Annotated in this window: 18 protein-coding genes and 1 pseudogene; 11 read left to right on the top strand and 8 right to left on the bottom strand. The window is 47.0% G+C overall.

Features of this window, described 5'->3' with window-relative positions; genetic code table 11:
- Positions 1 to 38: 38 nt before the first annotated feature.
- From LRP50_RS18140 to LRP50_RS18130, 3 genes are read right to left on the bottom strand one after another with little or no spacing between them, the layout of a single operon-like run.
- Complete coding sequence (locus LRP50_RS18140; protein ID WP_274165862.1) at positions 39 to 620, bottom strand: hypothetical protein; 582 nt, start codon at positions 618 to 620, stop codon at positions 39 to 41.
- Positions 617 to 1,162, bottom strand: a complete 546-nt coding sequence (locus tag LRP50_RS18135) for a sigma-70 family RNA polymerase sigma factor (RefSeq protein ID WP_274165861.1) — start codon at positions 1,160 to 1,162, stop codon at positions 617 to 619. The genes LRP50_RS18140 and LRP50_RS18135 overlap by 4 nt, the downstream gene beginning before the upstream one ends.
- Positions 1,163 to 1,181: 19 nt before the next feature.
- On the bottom strand, positions 1,182 to 2,858 hold the full coding sequence (locus tag LRP50_RS18130) for a vWA domain-containing protein (protein ID WP_274165860.1): 1,677 nt from the start codon (positions 2,856 to 2,858) through the stop codon (positions 1,182 to 1,184).
- Between the two features lie 243 nt (positions 2,859 to 3,101).
- On the opposite strand from LRP50_RS18130, the gene LRP50_RS18125 reads away from it, so the two are divergent.
- From LRP50_RS18125 to LRP50_RS18095, 7 genes are all read left to right on the top strand, one after another.
- The gene (locus LRP50_RS18125) at positions 3,102 to 3,455 is read left to right on the top strand and encodes a hypothetical protein (RefSeq protein WP_274165859.1); all 354 of its coding nucleotides are present in this window, start codon (positions 3,102 to 3,104) and stop codon (positions 3,453 to 3,455) included.
- 145 nt (positions 3,456 to 3,600) lie between these two features.
- Positions 3,601 to 3,816, top strand: coding sequence for a hypothetical protein (locus LRP50_RS18120; protein WP_274165858.1), 216 nt, complete (start codon positions 3,601 to 3,603; stop codon positions 3,814 to 3,816).
- Between the two features lie 159 nt (positions 3,817 to 3,975).
- Positions 3,976 to 4,401, top strand: coding sequence for a GNAT family N-acetyltransferase (locus LRP50_RS18115; protein ID WP_274165857.1), 426 nt, complete (start codon positions 3,976 to 3,978; stop codon positions 4,399 to 4,401).
- A gap of 380 nt (positions 4,402 to 4,781) precedes the next feature.
- Complete coding sequence (gene nusG / locus LRP50_RS18110) at positions 4,782 to 5,297, top strand: transcription termination/antitermination protein NusG (RefSeq protein WP_274165856.1); 516 nt, start codon at positions 4,782 to 4,784, stop codon at positions 5,295 to 5,297.
- Positions 5,298 to 5,701: 404 nt separating this feature from the next.
- The gene (locus tag LRP50_RS18105; protein WP_274165855.1) at positions 5,702 to 6,358 is read left to right on the top strand and encodes an alpha/beta hydrolase; all 657 of its coding nucleotides are present in this window, start codon (positions 5,702 to 5,704) and stop codon (positions 6,356 to 6,358) included.
- A 197-nt stretch (positions 6,359 to 6,555) separates the two neighbouring features.
- Positions 6,556 to 7,029, top strand: a complete 474-nt coding sequence (locus tag LRP50_RS18100) for a 2TM domain-containing protein (RefSeq protein WP_274165854.1) — start codon at positions 6,556 to 6,558, stop codon at positions 7,027 to 7,029.
- 154 nt (positions 7,030 to 7,183) lie between these two features.
- A complete protein-coding gene (locus tag LRP50_RS18095) occupies positions 7,184 to 7,372 on the top strand; it encodes a TOBE domain-containing protein (protein WP_337992921.1) in 189 nt (62 codons plus the stop codon).
- A gap of 144 nt (positions 7,373 to 7,516) precedes the next feature.
- On the opposite strand, the gene LRP50_RS18090 is transcribed toward LRP50_RS18095, so the two are convergent.
- Positions 7,517 to 8,812: a hemolysin family protein gene (locus LRP50_RS18090; protein WP_274165852.1), complete on the bottom strand. Its 1,296-nt coding sequence runs from the start codon at positions 8,810 to 8,812 to the stop codon at positions 7,517 to 7,519.
- A gap of 212 nt (positions 8,813 to 9,024) precedes the next feature.
- On the opposite strand from LRP50_RS18090, the gene LRP50_RS18085 reads away from it, so the two are divergent.
- Both LRP50_RS18085 and LRP50_RS18080 read left to right on the top strand, forming a co-directional pair.
- Entirely contained in the window at positions 9,025 to 9,618 is a 594-nt protein-coding gene (locus tag LRP50_RS18085; protein WP_274165851.1) for a LysE family translocator, read from the top strand.
- A gap of 66 nt (positions 9,619 to 9,684) precedes the next feature.
- On the top strand, positions 9,685 to 10,506 hold the full coding sequence (locus tag LRP50_RS18080; RefSeq protein ID WP_274165850.1) for a helix-turn-helix transcriptional regulator: 822 nt from the start codon (positions 9,685 to 9,687) through the stop codon (positions 10,504 to 10,506).
- Positions 10,507 to 10,660: 154 nt separating this feature from the next.
- On the opposite strand, the gene LRP50_RS18075 is transcribed toward LRP50_RS18080, so the two are convergent.
- The 4 genes from LRP50_RS18075 to murQ form a co-directional block, all read right to left on the bottom strand.
- Entirely contained in the window at positions 10,661 to 11,869 is a 1,209-nt protein-coding gene (locus LRP50_RS18075) for an ammonium transporter (protein ID WP_274165849.1), read from the bottom strand.
- Positions 11,870 to 12,243: 374 nt separating this feature from the next.
- Positions 12,244 to 13,050 (bottom strand): hypothetical protein, encoded by an 807-nt coding sequence (locus LRP50_RS18070; RefSeq protein WP_274165848.1) that lies wholly within the window; start codon positions 13,048 to 13,050, stop codon positions 12,244 to 12,246.
- A complete protein-coding gene (locus LRP50_RS18065; protein WP_274165847.1) occupies positions 13,035 to 13,574 on the bottom strand; it encodes an RNA polymerase sigma factor in 540 nt (179 codons plus the stop codon). Before LRP50_RS18065 ends, LRP50_RS18070 begins: the two co-directional genes overlap by 16 nt.
- A gap of 401 nt (positions 13,575 to 13,975) precedes the next feature.
- Positions 13,976 to 14,878, bottom strand: coding sequence for an N-acetylmuramic acid 6-phosphate etherase (gene murQ, locus LRP50_RS18060; RefSeq protein WP_274165846.1), 903 nt, complete (start codon positions 14,876 to 14,878; stop codon positions 13,976 to 13,978).
- 227 nt (positions 14,879 to 15,105) lie between these two features.
- Here murQ and rlmC point away from each other — a divergent pair, with 227 nt between their 5' ends.
- Positions 15,106 to 16,242, top strand: coding sequence for a 23S rRNA (uracil(747)-C(5))-methyltransferase RlmC (gene rlmC / locus LRP50_RS18055; protein ID WP_274165845.1), 1,137 nt, complete (start codon positions 15,106 to 15,108; stop codon positions 16,240 to 16,242).
- A 233-nt stretch (positions 16,243 to 16,475) separates the two neighbouring features.
- A pseudogene (locus LRP50_RS18050) lies at positions 16,476 to 16,725 on the top strand (glutathione S-transferase family protein); the annotation flags it as partial.

Below are 16,725 nucleotides of genomic sequence, written 5' to 3'. Positions count from 1 at the left end.
AATCATTCACGTTGTCAGTTAATATCACCCAATCATTCTCACTTTTCGGCGGCACTCTCTTCAAGAAGACGAATCAGATGCAATGGCAGTTCACTGAGTAACTCTGGCTGTTCGTCCAGTTGCTCTTTAAGCAATGTGATGGCTTTTTGTTTCTCTCCCTTTGCGAGCAGGCTTTCTACTTCTTTGAATGGGTTGAGTTTAACCTTCATCTTCGCGTTGGATTTGGCCTGAGGTGCGCGTTGGAACTCCATTGACCGAGATGCTTCGCTAGGCAGTGATTTCAGCATGAGTTGCTCTTCAACGGGAGCCTCATCGGCTTCAACCGCTGCTTCGATTTCTAAGCTGTCTGCTTGCTGGCGATTCTGCTTTTGTATTGGTGCTTCCATCAATTCAATATGAGCAGGAGATTGAAGGCTTTGGTCGACCCATGTCCACGGCGCGAGCAAGGCGACAAATCCCACGGTTGCGGCAATTCCTGCATACGTCCACCAAGGAATGCGCTTGCGAGTTTGTGCTTGTGCGTAGCCTAAAATACGATTATTCAAGGCTTCACTTGGGATTTCCGTCGCGCTTTCCTTGTACAGCGCGACGATGTCTTCATCTTTGAATGGCGCTGTCATTGTCGTTCTCCCAGTTTTTTCGTCAGGCAGTCTCTTAATTGTTCCATCGCGTAGCGAAGGCGGGTTTTCACGGCTTCTGCTTTCGCGCCGACGATCTCGCAAATCTGTGCGGGCTCAAACCCCGCTTCGTGGCGCAGCAAAAAAGCTTCGCGTTGCAAGGGCGCTAACAAGCTCATGCATGATTTGATGGCTTGATGTTTATCGCCGTCCATGTCGGGTGTATCTCGCTGTTCATCGTTTTGGGATTTGGCGTAGTTGTCTGACGAAAGGTTTTTGCGGTGCTCATCAATCACCAAATGATGGGCGATATGATAGAGCCAAGTGGTGAACTTGGCGGTCGGTGTGTAGCTTTCCCTTTTATCAATGACGCGATACCACACATCTTGATACAGCTCTTCTGCACGGGCGTGCTGGCTCGCGCCAAGCTGCCGTAGGAAGTAGCGGTAAAGCGGATTTTTGTGACGTTTGTAGAGTTCAGCAAAGGCGCGCTGTTCGCCTTCGCTGAAGTTCACCATCAAGTTTTCGTCGCTTAGACTGTTCATTAAAAACTTAGGCTGTCCATTAAAGGTTCTGAGCTATCTCCACCAGGGTGATAAATTCACCGCGGTAATTGTGAGGGTCGTCTCCTCGGTTTTCTCGGGCGATATCGGCAATTTGACTGTAGGCTAAACCATTCACGTAGTGATTGTCCTTGAGCTTTTGCGCAAAGGCAGCAACTGCGGTAGCAAACTGAAAGTCGGAGCTCGCTTCTGTGAAGGCTGGCTTGCCAGTATGGCTCTTCACTGGATACGTTTTGAGCTTGCTTTGATCTTCATTTGGTAGTTTATATCTGACTTTCACCTGTGCCAGTTCGTCACCAAAGCCTGTTTTTGTTGCTTGCTTTTGCTGATAGCGAAGGTCGTCAATACGGCCTTTGTTGCCCACAAGGGTGACCTCATAGAGCGCAGTGACAGTATGTCCCGCGCCAATTTCTCCTGCATCGACCATGTCGTTGTTGAAATCTTCGTCGCGTAGTTGGCGGTTTTGATAACCAATCAAGCGGTATTCTTTGACGGCATTCGGATTAAACTCCACTTGAATTTTGACGTCTGACGCGATGCTTTGTAGCGTGCCACTCATCTGACGCAACAGCACTTTTTGCGCTTCATGCAGGGTGTCAATGTAGGCGTGGTTACCATCACCGATATTTGCAAGTTGCTCCATCATGGCATCGTTGTAGTTACCACGGCCAAAACCAAGAGTCGTCAGTGAAATTCCGTTTTCTCTTTCCTCTTCCACCAAGGTTTTTAGCGCGTCTAAGCTGGTGACTCCTACGTTAAAATCACCATCTGTTGCCAAGACTACGCGGTTGACCCCTTCACGAATAAAACCTTCTTTGGCTTGTTGATAGGCGAGTTTAATGCCGCTTTCACCGTATGTACCGCCGCCAGCCTGCAGGCTCTTTAGTGCGTTGATGATGGTGGTTTGCTCGCTTCCCTTTGTGGGTTTAAGCACGACAGAAGCGTTACCTGCGTAAGTCACCACGCTCACGTTGTCATTGGCACTGAGGTTTTTCACCATCAGCGAGAGACTCTGCACCAGCAATGGCAGTTTGTTGGGTTGGTTCATTGAGCCGGAGACATCCACCAGAAACACCAGATTTGACGCTTTTCGCTCGCTAACTGGAATGTCATAGCCCTTTAGGGCAATGCGTATCAGTTGATGTTCTGCATTCCAAGGCGCGGGTGCGACCTCGGTATTGACAGAGAACGGCTGCACCTTGGTAGTTGGTGCGGCGTAGTGGTAGTCAAAGTAGTTGATGAAGGCTTCTTCGCGAATCGCATCTGCAGGAGGTTTATTTCCCATTTTGAGGTAACTGCGCACATTGGCGTAGCTGCCTGTATCAACATCCACTGAAAAGGTTGAAAGCGGTGACGTAGCTACCAGCTTTGTGCCATTGCTTGGCGTGTCTAGGTAATTATCTCGATTCTCTGGTTCAAAGTAGGAGTCTGCGATTGGCATTGGCATGACCGAAAGGTGATTTTGCCCAACACGGGCATAGGCCATTTTTGCCGCAGGACGAGATGGCATCACATGCATGACATCTGCTTCTTCCGCTACCTCCACCATGATCTCTTCTTGAATGATTGGAGTGGATGAATCTGCGATTGTTTGTGTGTTGTCGCTGGTGGATTCTGAACAACCGATGATCACTGTGAGAGCTGCTGCAACTGCAATAGAGACTTGATTGCGCTTCATATACCGTTCCTTTTTTCTGTAGGTTTTTCGGTATAAACGGGCGAGTCGCCGAAAGGGGTGAAATATTTTCTCACTTTTTTATGCGCCCCCCCTAGAGGGTGTTCTGCGCATTAGACACTGTTGCCCGTGTATCCTTCTGGTATTATCAGTGCGAGCAGGGAACCTAGGTTGTTGTGAACTCATTGTTTTTGTGAAGCCTAGGTTGTTGTGTCCTGCCATTTTGCGATTGAGGAGAGTGAATACATGGATCAGAAAGGTCTGGAAAAATACCTAGCGTTAAACCGCATTGATTACAAAGAAGCGACAGATAACGATGGGTTGCTGATAAACCTTGGATTTCTGGTCGGGCGCGTGCACGTTAGAATCGATGAAGACGGTCAATCGTTTAACTTTAATGATAAGTCTCGTTGGGTCATTCAGGCTGTTTTGATGGCACTGATGCTGTTTTTCTTGTTTTCAAACTTTGACGTTTACTCCCAAACTCAACTTTATACTTGCATCGGCGTGACTGTCGCAATGTTTGGTATTTTTGGATACAAAGAGACGCGGATCAAACAGTTAAAGCAAGCGATTTCTGCAGATCATCAATCGTCGTAACAGCGTGCTCTGAGTCTGTAATAAATGATTCGCGAGATTGTCATATTTCTCTGCTAGCTTCGATATTAGGTTAGTGCCCAAATTTGCTGAATACTGAGCTTTCAGGTTGTTTGGGTACAAGGAAATGCCTGACGAGAGGTGCAGTATGAAGCTGGTAAATGTACTGAGCGGCGATGTCGTTAAAGAATCAGAAAACTTGGATGAGCTCAAAGCGCTTGGGATTTCCATGGCTATCGATGATGGTGTGGAGTCTCCCCACTGGGATCTGGATGATGCATCTAGTTATTCTCGTCCGCGCAAAAAATCCCTGCATTTGAGTGATGAAGAAGGCGCGTTATTTCGCATATTTTTGCCGAAATAGTTGTTTCTCATCGTTCAGAAAATGCCCTAATATATCTTCCCAATCAACCTCGCTGAACCCTGTATCTCAGGTTGTTTGTGTATTAGTGAGAGCCATCATGTGGCTTTCACTTTTTATTTGCCTACCCAGAAAAACTGAAGTCAAACTCAAGGATGAATGATGGAATATCAAATCGTTGCCAATCCCACAGAGCAAGACATTCAGGATGTTCGAACGGGGCTGCGTGCGTTTAACGACCCTTTTGTTGAACACCTCAAAGAGACTCAAATAGGCATTTTTGCGTTGGATGAAAATGGCGTTCGCATGGGAGGTATTATCTCGCGCCTATGGGGAAATTGGATGCACATCCTTTATCTCTGGGTCGATCCCTCCTTAAGCGGGCAAGGGGTGGGAACGGAGTTGATGCAGAGAATGGAAGCCCTTGCCATTGAGCAGGGTTGCAAGTCAGCCATGGTGGATACCTTCAGTTTTCAGGCTAAACCTTTTTACGAAAAGAAAGGCTATCAAAACAGAATGACACTGAACGATTTCCCCGCAGACGAACAGGCTCTGCATTTCCTCACCAAATCGCTGGTGGATGCTTAGCCATTAAATGGTATTTCAATCGCTTCATCATCAACATAGAATGACTGCGAGGTAGCACCAAACAAGGTGAGAATGACCGCAACGTTTCCCTCGTCATCGTGATATCGACCAAGAGTTTTAGGCTAGGAAAAATCCTTCTCTCAACAACTCGCTAATTTTCTTTCCTCACTGAGTAACTAGCGATAGTATCGCGCTCATTATTGGTACCGTCGTTCGTGGGTGTCGAGCATTCCGCGCAACGATCTTGTATCGCAAAGCAAGTCTTGACTCTGTTGGCTTGTGTTTGCACCGATATATTGCTTATTGCTTATTGCTTATTGCTTATTGCTTATTGGCCTTTGACGGCCATTTCAACGCTTGGAATGTTAGGAGAGATAGCATTGCATTACTATCGTTGGTATGCGGTTTATACCCATGATCATTCAGAGAATATTCTGTTCGAACATTTGTCAGCAAAAGGGTATGACGTTTATTTGCCACGCCGAACTATCAGAACCATGGTGGGCATTAAAACCAAAACGACGTATGAACCTTTGTTTAAATCTCATGTTTTTGTGCGCACGTTGCCTGAAGGTTTACAGCAGGTAAAACTCGCACCTGGTTTCTCGCATTTGATCAGAAATGGCAACTACCTAGCTGCTATTCCTGAAACACACATCGTGAAAATTAAAACCATTCTGTATCACTATGATGATGTCACCTCATTGGCTAATAACCTTGTTAATGGTGCGACGGTGGCAGTGATTAATGGCCCTCTCAAAGGCATGACGGGTATCTTGGTTGATGGCGAAGGCGCACGACCTATCGCCATGGAAGTCGGGCAGCTTGGGCGCTCTATCATGGTGCCCGTGCCTATGGGTAGTGTGGTTCGCACTGAACTACCTACACCTGCTTAACTCTTTGTACGCTCGCACGTAATTTACGTGCGACGTAAGTCATTTGTTTTCAACACGGCTAAGAAATCAAATCTCTATCTCTTTAATCCGCATCCTTCTTCTTCATCATCATCATGCTCTTATTCTGAAATATATATCCCCAAACAACCTGAAGATGCAGGATTCAGTAAACTCGCACTGATGGCCTCTGAAATCGAGCATCTTTAGGTTGATGGGGTATAACGTCTGCCAATGAATTGCAGAGAAGCTGTGCCTTCAACTCAGAAAGAGGTGACATATCCGCAAGGAGGAACCTGTATACTCGTCATTGAAAAAGAAGGAAGTGTGTAACTTCTTGTTCAATCATCATGGAATTCGCTTTCCGAAGTAAACCAACGTAATGACAAAAACAGGGATAGAGAAAAATGCTCAAATGCGTAGAAGTTGAACCGCAGATCACAGCCAGTGCAGCTGTTATTTGGTTGCATGGGTTGGGTTCAAATGGTCATGATTTTGAAGCCATCCTGCCTGAATTGCGTCTACCTGAAGATGCGCCAGTTCGTTTCATTTTCCCTCATTCGCCATCTATTCCTGTTACCGTCAATGGTGGCATGATGATGCCAGCGTGGTATGACATTCTCGAAATGGGTGCAGGACGTAAGCTGAATGTTGGGCAGTTGCTTGATTCAGCGTCAGAAGTGTCTGCTTTGATTGAGCGTGAAATCGCGCGTGGTATTCCCGCTGAACGCATTGTTCTTGCTGGCTTCTCGCAAGGTGGTGCCGTGGCCTATCAAGCGGCGTTGAGCTTTCCGAAAGCATTAGCTGGATTGCTGACATTGTCTACATACTTTCCAACCTCTGACACCATTGAATATGCGAACGCAAATCGCTCCATTCCCATTGAAATCATGCATGGCAGTTACGATCCTGTGGTTCTTCCTGCGATGGGTGAAGATGCACGAGATGATTTGATGGCCGCTGGGTTTGCACCAAATTGGTCAACGTACCCGATGGAGCACCAAGTGTGTATGCCTCAGATAAAGGATATTGCCGAATGGCTCTCAGCGCGTTTGGGCCTGTAGTTTTCGCGTCGGTTTCTATTAATTACTTATGAGTCGGCTTTTTGTCGCATTGCTGTCGTCTAAATTTGAAACCTTGTATGCGCAGTGCTAAATGTATGTTTTTAAAGTATTGTCGGGTAAGTGACACTACCGTGTCGTGGTGAATGTCCTCCTGTTTTTTGTAGATTTAAAGGGCACACAGCAGAAAGGATTAAATGATGATTGTCAGAAAACTCAGGTTACAGCGAGGTTGGTCTCAAGAACAACTATCTGAAATGAGTGGGTTAAGTGTTCGTACCATTCAACGGATTGAGCGCGGTGATAAACCGGGACTGGAATCATTGAAATCTTTGGCTGCTGTTTTTGAACTTCAAGTATCTGACCTTCAAAAAATACCGGAGCCCGACATGACTGCAGACGTTAAAATTACGGAAGAAGAAACACAAATTCTTAACCAAGTTCGAGAAATCAAAGGTTTTTACTCGCACTTGATCACCTATGCCGCTGTCATTACAGGGTTGTTCATTTTGAACTACATGACCAGCCCTGAGTACATTTGGGCGTGGTGGCCAGCGTTAGGTTGGGGTATTGGCATTGTTTCCCATGGTTTAAGCGCGTTTGAAGTGTTCAATTTCTTTGGCCCAGAATGGGAAAAGAAGCAGGTTGAAAAAAGGCTAGGGCGTAAGCTGTAGCATTCTAAATGCCTTTATCTTAAAACGAAAAGATCAGCATGTTGCTGGTCTTTTTTTTATTTAGCTACTCGTTTTGACTTCTTTAAACAGCAAACACGTCAACCGCTTCACCTAACAACTCGGGCAAGCTCGCCGGTGGATAAAATGACAAGGCATTATTGATGTGACTGAATACCTAGGTGCAGATATCTATGTAGTTGTTGATTGCGATGATTTGGGCAAAGTGATTGTTCGCACCGCTGTTGAAAGTGAAGTGGGAGCGGGCGATCACCTTGGTCTCCAGTTCCACGCCAACAAGCTTCATTTTTCTGATGCTAACGGACACTTTGTTTTGTTGTCGTGATCATCTGCGCGAGGGCCTTTCGAGTTGGCATTAGCGTGAATACACTCCTTTGATAACAGTATTTTTCATTCGGTTCTGTTATCCATACCCGGCATTTCCTCCTTGGGTGCCGGGCTCTTTTTTATCCTGACCTTTTTTGCCTATTTAGCTAACTGCTTCGTCAATTTGGATGTTCTCAGAGACTTTTACGCGTGCAATTCGGTTGTGGTTGATTAGCAAAACCTCGAACACCCATCGATCGTGATGAATGATCTCACCTTCAACAGGAAGACGCCCAGCTCGCCACGTTAACATGCCGTTGAGGGTTTGAAAGCCTTCCTCCTCCTCCCCGTTTACGCGTGGCACATTGAACTTGCTTTTGAATTCACTGATAGGGATCAGCGCATCCATCACCCAGCCACCTTCAGGCAGCGCTTTAGCCCACTGTTCTTGAGGGGACAAAGACAGTTCGCCAGCGATAGCTTCTAGTAAATCATAGTGAGTCACGAGACCTTGGATGTCGCCATATTCATCAACAATGAAGGCCATTTCTGCACTATGCATTTGTAAGTGATTGAGTAAGGTGAGTCCCTTCATAGACTCGGGAACATATAAAGGCTGTTTGAGAAGTTTGCCAATCGTGATGGTTGATAGCTCGTTGGCTGTACTCAGTAGCATTTTGGCTGATACCGTACCGATTACGCTGTCTAGGTTACCTTGGCACACAGGAAATACACTGTGCTTGGTACTGCGTATTCGCTTAAGTATCTGAGTGATCGGTTGATCGATATCGAGGAAGTCGATGTTACGTCGTGGTGTCATCAAAGAGCCTACGAGTCGGTCATTAAGGTGAAGAATATTCTGAATCATCACTTGCTCTCGCGGCTCGATAGCACCGGACTCTGAGCCTTCATTGACGATGGCTTGAATATCATCTTCCGTGACGAGGTCATCGTTGTTTTGGTCGACTCTAAGCAGTTTAAGTAGCATCTGTGTTGAGGCGCTCAGTGCCACTACAAAAGGACGCGTGATAATAGATATCCAATGGATTGGGAACGCAACCACGATAGCGATGGTTTCGGCGTTAGATTGCGCGATGCGTTTTGGCACCAACTCACCCACTACAATCGCGAAATAGGTAATTCCCACCACCACACACGCCGTCGATAACACGTTGGCGGTTTCTGCATCCATGCCGTTTTGAACCATCAGTTCAGCAAACGGCACCGATAACGTGGCTTCACCGACGATACCGCTAAGTAAGCCGATCACGGTAATACCGATTTGAATGGTAGAGAGGAAGGTGTTTGGATTTTCTTTCAGCACGAGAGCAACCGCCGCTGCTTTACTGTTTACGGCAAGCTTTTTGAGGCGACTGGTTTTTGATGCGACCAGAGCAATTTCTGACATCGCAAAAAGTCCATTTAATACAATTAAACCAACAAGTAAGAGGGCATTCATATACGACCAATTCACGTAATTAACAGCGCTCAGAATAATCCGCAAATCACCTTTGGAATGTGATTCAACGAATAGATTTGACGCATCATGAGAAGGTTTTTATCAGCCTTGTTGATCAACAAGTTAAAAGTGCTCGTTGACCTGCTGCAATATCGTTCAATACCCAGACGCTGATTTGCCATACGCTGGTTCAATCGAAACAGGAGTACGATATGGAAAGTGTAATTTTGGCGATGGCGACCTTTGCTTTCGTCGGTGCGGTAACACCGGGCCCAGTGAATATTCTAGCGACCAGTACGGCAGCGAATTCGGGGATGTTGGAGGCAGCAAAGCATGTTTTGGGGGCGTCGTTGGCCTATGCATTTGTGGTGTATTGTTCGGGCAGCGTGATGAACGGTTTGTTGCAAGTTCTACCCAAACTGGAAGGGGTCATGCAAGTGGGGGGAAGTGCGTACCTTTTCTACTTGGCGTACAAAATCTTCACAGCGCCCACAACGTCTATGAAAACCTCATCATCAATACGATCGGGATTGATGACCGGGTCGCTAACACAGTTACTCAATCCGAAAGCGTGGTTGGTCGCCATGTCTGGTGTCGGTTTGTTCGTGGTTGGGCGCGGCGATGAGGCGCTATATCTGCTGATTTTCACGAGTGTGTCATTGGTTTTGTGCTTGGTGGGTGTCGGTGTTTGGGCAGCGTTGGGGACGGTGCTCGCTACGCGTCTCGAGAATCCAAAACAGCAACGTGACTTTAATCGCGTGATGGGTGGGTTGTTGGCTGTTTCTGTGGTAATGATATGGACATAAGGAAAATCGTTCGCGATAACATGTGTTTAATTGTTCACCAAACTTCTCACCAAAAAAAGGACAGCAATGAAAAAGGACATCAGTGCCAGTTTCAAGCAAAGCACCGTGCTGCCTTGGGTAGAACTGAGAGTCGCTAGCCAAAGCCATGCTTGTTATGAAGCGCATTCTCATGACGAGTTTTCGTTTGGCATCATTAACCAAGGGCAGGCCAATTATCGTAATCGTCAACATAGCCATCAAATTGGGCGAGGCGATGTGGTGACGATCAACCCGGTCGATGTGCACGCCTGTAATCCACATGAAGGCACTTGGTCTTACAGCATGTTGTTTGTTGATACGCTTAAAATGGGTGACGTGCAAAGAGACGTGCTTCAACGAGATACATCAGACTACACCCCTTTTTTGCACGATGTAGAGCGCCATCCCGATATTCAACGACGGTTTCAAGCCTTGTTCGAGGCATTACAATCTGATTCGAGTGCATTACAAGCGCAAGTGTGCCTGTTTGATTTCATCGAGGCCATGCTGGGTAGATGGGGACAAGAACAGGTAGGTCGAATGACAAAACAGCCGCGATTGATGCAAATTCGTGAGAAGCTGTTAGATGACATTGACCACACCCATCAACTCGAAGATTTGGCGCAAGAAGCGGGTATGAGTCGTTATCAACTGCTCAGAGCATTCAAAAGTCAGTTTGGTTTGCCACCGCATGCATACTTGATGGATGAGAAAATTAAGCGTGCCAAAGTCATGCTGAAATCGGGCAATGATATTGCTGATGTCGCGCTACAACTTGGCTTCGCGGATCAAGCACACTTTCAGCGTCAATTTAAAAAGAAACTCGCCGTTACGCCAAAATATTATCAATCTCATTTCTTGCCAAAATAACACGGTTAACCGCACATCACAGCGACTTTCAAGAGCAAGTACCTACTGAACTTGGCTTAACTTGTCGAGTATTCGCCTGAAACAAAAAAGCCCATTTCAGATACTGAGATGGGCTTTTTGATCATGTTTCAATGGGTGTGTTTAAAGCGTGTAACTAGTCTTCTGATGTTGCAGCAATTTTGTGAATTGCCAAATCTGCGCCGTTGTATTCGTCTTCTTCTGTCATACGAATACCTGCGGTTTTATCAACTGCGGTGTAAACAATCCAACCACCGACGAAAGCGATGACAACGCCTGCAATGGTACCAATGAGCTGAGACATAAAGCTAACGCCACCAAGGCCGCCCAGTGCTTCTAATCCGAAGATACCAGCAGCTAGGCCACCCCACATGCCACACACACCGTGTAATGGCCAAACACCCAGCACGTCATCAATCTTGAAGCGGTTTTGTGTCAAGGTGAACAACCAGACAAACAATGCGCCCGCAACACCACCCGTGAATAACGCACCAATTGGGTGCATAAGATCAGAACCCGCACACACAGCAACCAGACCGGCTAGAGGGCCATTATGTAGGAAGCCTGGGTCATTTTTACCGACGATGAGTGAAGCAACAATACCACCAACCATTGCCATTAAGGTGTTCACGGCGACCAAACCGCTGATGCCGTCCAGCGTTTGCGCTGACATGACGTTAAAGCCAAACCAGCCGATGGTCAGAATCCATGCACCGAGGGCAAGGAAAGGAATGTTAGAAGGTGCAAATGCAATCAAACGTTCGCCACGGTAGCGACCTTTACGCACACCAAGGATGAGTACGGCAGCGAGTGCAATCCATCCACCGACTGCATGAACGACGACCGAGCCAGCGAAATCATGGAAAGCCGCGCCAAATGTGGCTTCTAGCCAATCTTGGAAACCGAAGTTACCGTTCCAAATCAGGCCTTCAAAGAATGGGTAAACAAAGGCGACAATCGCTGCGGCTGCTATCAACATCGGCGTAAATTTTGCGCGCTCTGCGACACCACCAGAAATAATGGCGGGAATCGCGGCGGCGAACGTCATCAAGAAGAAGAATTTAACCAGTTCGTAGCCATTGTTGGCTGAAAGTGTTTCTGCACTGCTGAAAAAGGTTGTGTCGTAGGCTACCCAGTAGCCAATAAAAAAATATGCGAGCGCAGAGAAACCGAAGTCGGACATGATTTTAACCAGTGCGTTAACTTGGTTACGATGCCTGACCGTACCGACTTCTAAAAAGGCAAAGCCTGCGTGCATGGCAAGTACCATAATGGCACCCATCAAGATAAAGAGCGTGTTCGCGCTTTCCGTCAGCGTTTGAATCGCGCTACTAATATTTTCCACAATGATTTCCTCTACTTCCTTGAGAACGGTGTTTTCCTAAAGGGTGTTTAAGCACGAATCGTGCCGAGTTGCTCAAGAAGGGGGCAATGAAACACCAAGAAGGTGCGCATGGCGTATAACATCATGATATCAATGGGGGTGAAAAGGCTATTTTTGGGAATGTATTGCACCGTTATTTAACGATGTGGAAACATCAGGTGCATCAAAATTGTGCAAGTTACCGACTTTCACCGCACCAACATGGTGCTCTGCAATGTCCCCCTACATGACAAGGCGTGATGTAATACTGTGTGAGGGCAGAGTGAATCGCGTTACTCTGCCCTCTGTGTTATCAGGGTTACGGTGGCGTTGTTTTACTATTGCCAGCTACTTGCTTAGATTGCATTCCAGTTGCTCAACTCGACACAATCACCCTGATACAGCAGCTGACTGTTAGGATCGCCGTTTTCTGTCACGAGTAGCTCTGAGCTATTTTTTAGAGCCTTCCATTCCTCTGGGCTCATGAATCGAGTGTCATTGATGCTCCGTAACGTCCCCACCTCTCGCAATTTCCCACTCGATTTGTCACGCATCCATACCATGGCGGTCTCTGATGGCAATGTTGTTTCCCTCAGGTTTCGTTGTAGTCGGAGTGTGGACTCTCCGGCTCTAGCGCCTTGATACGCGACTAGAGCAAATTGATTATCTTCGACTTTCGATGACATCATGGCGAAGTAAGCGGCAGGCTGAACGCGGGAAATTGACGTTATTGATGGTGTATCATTTATTGGTGTGTTTTGCTCTGGAGTAATGATAGGTCTTAGCAATAGCCCCAACACTAAAGCAAAGGTAAAACCAACAGGCATGAACCACAAGGGCCATTGGCGTGTAGGTTTGCGAGTGATGAAATTTGACGCATTTCTATGTGTTTGAGGGAACAGAGCCATTGAAATCCGATCCCAGACCTTACTGGGAGGAGTCGAAAACTGCTGCTCTTCAAGGTGTTCATCCATCGACGGTGTTAACCCGCTAAAGTGTTTCTGCCAATGGGCGATATTTTCCCACCATGTTGGGTCTTGTTGAATCAAGTTCTCCAGCCGGCGACGCACTCGGGGAGGCAACGTACCCAGCACATATTGCGCAGCAAGTCTGTCGCGAACTTCGAATGATGCATAGCGCTTTGCTGTTATTCGGTTAGGCATCGCTTCAACTCCTGTAGTCCGCGTCTGATCCATGACTTTACTGTACCCAGCGGCGAATTGATGTGCTCTACGATTTCTTGGTGTGTCATGCCATGTTGATAGGCGAGTACGATGGCATTGCGCTTTTCATACGCCAACGCCTCGAGGCAAACATCGAGGCGTTGGGGGTCTTTTGATTGGCTTGATACATTCATGGCGGTAGATTGCACATCCGAAAGCACATACGGTGACTGGTTATCGCCTTGTCGTCGTCTTCGTTGCCGTAGTTCATCAATAGCGAGGTTTCTCATGCTTTGGCACAGCCAGGCCCAAGGATGTTCGACGGGGTAACGACGATCGTCAAACCAGAGTTTTAGGAAGCCCTCTTGAAGAAGATCTGCTGCTAGTTGTTCATCTTTCACCATGGCAGTTAATAGGTTAAATAGCCGAGGACTGGTTAAGGTATAAAGCGCTTCGAATGCTTCTCTGTCTCTAAGCGCTACGCGTGAGAGTAGCGATGTTAGTTGTTGTTTTTCGACGCTCACTGATTACCCCTGTTGTTGAATGATATGTTGAACGTTTTCTCTACGTCATCACTGGTGTGATCGAGTGTTTTTTTGTCTTTAAACCAAAGATAAAGAGGCGTGCCATTGTGCAATCATTGGTGTGTGCCGTCTGTCCATTCGGTGATACCACAGCCAAGACTAAGACTTCGCAAAAGCGCATGACGCCCTAGGAGAGAAGGTTTATGACTGCAATATTGGGGTCTGAATTTTGTATCGTGACGTGGTTTAGACCTAGAACAAGAGACGGAGGAGAAAGAAAATTGGATGCAAGAAAGTGAAAAAAAAATGGAAAAATGCTCTCTTACAGGCATAAAAAAGCCCAATGTGTCGCGCATTGGGCAGGATATGACGCCATGTGCCTGTTTAGTGCTAGCTGTCGTCTAGCTGTTGTTTAATGCGGCGCGAATAAAACCATTGTGATGCTCAAGCCTTGTTTTGGCTTCTTGTGCATCAATCCCCGCCAGTAACATCAGAATGGCGGTTTTGCAGTGGCGATGGCAAGCATTGAGCGCTGCTTCGGCTGCTTGAGGTGACTCGCCGGTTGCTTCAATGACAATGTTCACCTGACGCTGAACGAGCTTGGCGTTGGTGGCTTCCACATCCACCATTAAGTTGCCATAAACCTTACCACTGCGAATCATTGCGCCGCTGGTCAGCATATTCAACACCAGTTTCTGCGCCGTACCTGCTTTCATGCGTGAAGAACCTGTCACCACTTCAGGGCCAACAACTGGGGTGATGGCGATATCCGCTTCATCAACCATTGGGCAGTGCGGATTGCACGCAATGGCGACGACCGTTGCAGCAACTGATTTGGCGTAGCGCATACCGCCTAATACATATGGTGTGCGCCCACTTGCCGCAATGCCAACGACAACGTCGTGGCGTGTTAAGGCTAATTCTTCAAGGTTGCGCTGACCAAGTTCTGCGTTATCTTCGGCATTTTCGACCGCTTTTAATATCGCGGGGTGTCCTCCTGCGATAAGTCCAACGACGATTTCTGGTTTTGTGCCATAGGTTGGCGGGCATTCACTGGCATCTAAAATACCTAAACGGCCTGACGTTCCTGCCCCCATGTAAATTAAGCGACCACCATTGGCAAAGGCATGGGTAATCGCATCGACTGCAAGGGCGATGTTGGGCAGTTGCGTTTCCACTGCGAGAGCGACTTTTTGATCTTCTTGATTGATCACTGTCAGCATGTCTAATGTCGATAAAGTATCGATGTTTGCACTGGCGGCATTGCGACTTTCTGTGACGAGTTGGGTTAAATCAATATTCATTGGGTGCGTCTCTTATGTCGCTAGTGAGCAAGGATTTTTCTATTTTGCTCAGTATTCCTTATCTGTGCCTTTAACCTCAAGTGAAAAGCCGTTTTCTGCGTTGTTATTGCTGTGATTTTCTGACTTTTACTACGATAAAAAACGTTTTAGATAACGAGAAATAACGCGATTGGTCATTTTTCTCAGGAAGCATAGACTTGCGTTTTTTCTGGCGGTGGTGGATCCCCATGTGTTGCAAATTCTTTGATCAGCATACGTGCCGTTCCTGTTCATTGAGAGAAATACCTTACACAGAACAGATTGAACAAAAAGACGAAGCGTTAAAATCCTTGTTTGAACAACGTCTGCCGGAGCAGTGGCTATCGCCCGTGCTAAGCGATGAAGTGGCTTGTCGTAACAAAGCGAAAATGGTGGTGATGGGCGCTGCACATGCGCCGGTATTGGGTATTGAGATGCCCAGCGGAGAACCCGCAAGCCTGACGCATTGTCCTCTATACACAGACGACATGAAGGAATTGTTGGATTACCTGCGTGATTGGATTCGTACCTCGGGTATTTCGCCTTACAACAAAGCAAAGAAGAAAGGAGAGCTGAAGTATATTTTACTGACTCGCGCGGCGATTAGCGGTGAGTTTATGCTGCGATTTGTTACGCGAAGCCAAGAGGCTATTGCGCGATTTGAAACGAATCTACCTCGTTTACAGCAATCGTTTCCAAAGGTTCGCGTTGTGACGGTAAACATTCAGCCAGTTCATATGGCACGTTTGGAAGGTGACGAAGAGATTTTTCTCACACAAGAACAACACCTTATCGAACGATTCAATCATGTGCCTTTAGTGATCCGTCCGAAAAGCTTTTTCCAGACTAACCCTAAAGTTGCTGCTCAACTCTATGCCACTGCGCGTGAGTGGGTAAAAGAGATAGCGCCAGAGCGTATGTGGGATCTTTTCTGTGGTGTAGGCGGCTTCGCCCTGCATTGTGCTGACGTGACGAATTCAGTGACAGGGATTGAAATCGAACCCGAGGCCATCGCTAGCGCTAAACGGTCTGCGGATGAAATGGGGATCACTAACCTCGACTTCGATGCGTTAGATTCTACCCAGTTTTCACAGCGTCAAAACTCAGCACCTGATCTGGTCTTGGTGAATCCGCCGCGGCGTGGCCTCGGCACTGAATTGGCCGAACAGCTTTCGGCGTTGGCGCCCAAACACATTGTTTATTCAAGCTGCAATCCTGACACCTTGCGAACAGACCTTGATGCTCTGCAATGCTATACCGTTAAACGTTTGCAGTGGTTCGATATGTTTCCTCATACCGATCACACTGAGGTGATGGTGCTTCTCGAGCGCTCGGAAATCGCTTAAGTTTCACGTCACTGGGCAAGGGATTGCCCTGCATTCACTGTTGTAAGTACGCGTGACTCAGTAAAAATTGTTCTCTTTTCTCTTTTCTCTTTTCTCTTTCTTTCTCGCATTTGTCGCCCATTACGCCTTTCGTTCTCGCTTGGAGAACAATCATTTCAATTTATCGCTGTTTATTCATTTCATGAGGTTGATTATTGTTTGTCCATCGAAGGTTGAGACGAAGGAAGCGAGATATGGGTTTATTAGTGGATGGAAAATGGCGCACCGATTGGTATGACACATCGAAAACCAACGGACGTTTTACTCGCAAAGCCACCAGCTTTCGCAATTGGGTAACGCAAGATGGCTCAGCAGGACCAAGCGGCGAAAGTGGCTTTAAAGCAGAACCTAGTCGCTATCATTTGTATGTTTCCCTCGCGTGCCCTTGGGCACATCGCACCTTGATCTTCCGTGCGTTAAAAGGGCTAGAAAGCATGATTTCAG

Origin of the sequence: Enterovibrio gelatinilyticus (assembly GCF_028683095.1) — a bacterium.
GTDB lineage: Bacteria > Pseudomonadota > Gammaproteobacteria > Enterobacterales > Vibrionaceae > Enterovibrio > Enterovibrio gelatinilyticus.
Note: the sequence above shows the minus strand (reverse complement) of the source record. Positions and strands in the feature narration are given on the sequence as shown.

Bases quoted from the DNA above. Each gene is read 5' to 3' on its own strand.
- LRP50_RS18140 (WP_274165862.1), bottom strand. From the start codon at position 620: ATGACAGCGCCATTCAAAGATGAAGACATCGTCGCGCTGTACAAGGAA.
- LRP50_RS18135 (WP_274165861.1), bottom strand. From the start codon at position 1,162: ATGAACAGTCTAAGCGACGAAAACTTGATGGTGAACTTCAGCGAAGGC.
- LRP50_RS18130 (WP_274165860.1), bottom strand. From the start codon at position 2,858: ATGAAGCGCAATCAAGTCTCTATTGCAGTTGCAGCAGCTCTCACAGTG.
- LRP50_RS18125 (WP_274165859.1), top strand. From the start codon at position 3,102: ATGGATCAGAAAGGTCTGGAAAAATACCTAGCGTTAAACCGCATTGAT.
- LRP50_RS18120 (WP_274165858.1), top strand. From the start codon at position 3,601: ATGAAGCTGGTAAATGTACTGAGCGGCGATGTCGTTAAAGAATCAGAA.
- LRP50_RS18115 (WP_274165857.1), top strand. From the start codon at position 3,976: ATGGAATATCAAATCGTTGCCAATCCCACAGAGCAAGACATTCAGGAT.
- LRP50_RS18105 (WP_274165855.1), top strand. From the start codon at position 5,702: ATGCTCAAATGCGTAGAAGTTGAACCGCAGATCACAGCCAGTGCAGCT.
- LRP50_RS18100 (WP_274165854.1), top strand. From the start codon at position 6,556: ATGATTGTCAGAAAACTCAGGTTACAGCGAGGTTGGTCTCAAGAACAA.
- LRP50_RS18090 (WP_274165852.1), bottom strand. From the start codon at position 8,812: ATGAATGCCCTCTTACTTGTTGGTTTAATTGTATTAAATGGACTTTTT.
- LRP50_RS18085 (WP_274165851.1), top strand. From the start codon at position 9,025: ATGGAAAGTGTAATTTTGGCGATGGCGACCTTTGCTTTCGTCGGTGCG.
- LRP50_RS18080 (WP_274165850.1), top strand. From the start codon at position 9,685: ATGAAAAAGGACATCAGTGCCAGTTTCAAGCAAAGCACCGTGCTGCCT.
- LRP50_RS18070 (WP_274165848.1), bottom strand. From the start codon at position 13,050: ATGCCTAACCGAATAACAGCAAAGCGCTATGCATCATTCGAAGTTCGC.
- murQ (WP_274165846.1), bottom strand. From the start codon at position 14,878: ATGAATATTGATTTAACCCAACTCGTCACAGAAAGTCGCAATGCCGCC.
- rlmC (WP_274165845.1), top strand. From the start codon at position 15,106: ATGTGTTGCAAATTCTTTGATCAGCATACGTGCCGTTCCTGTTCATTG.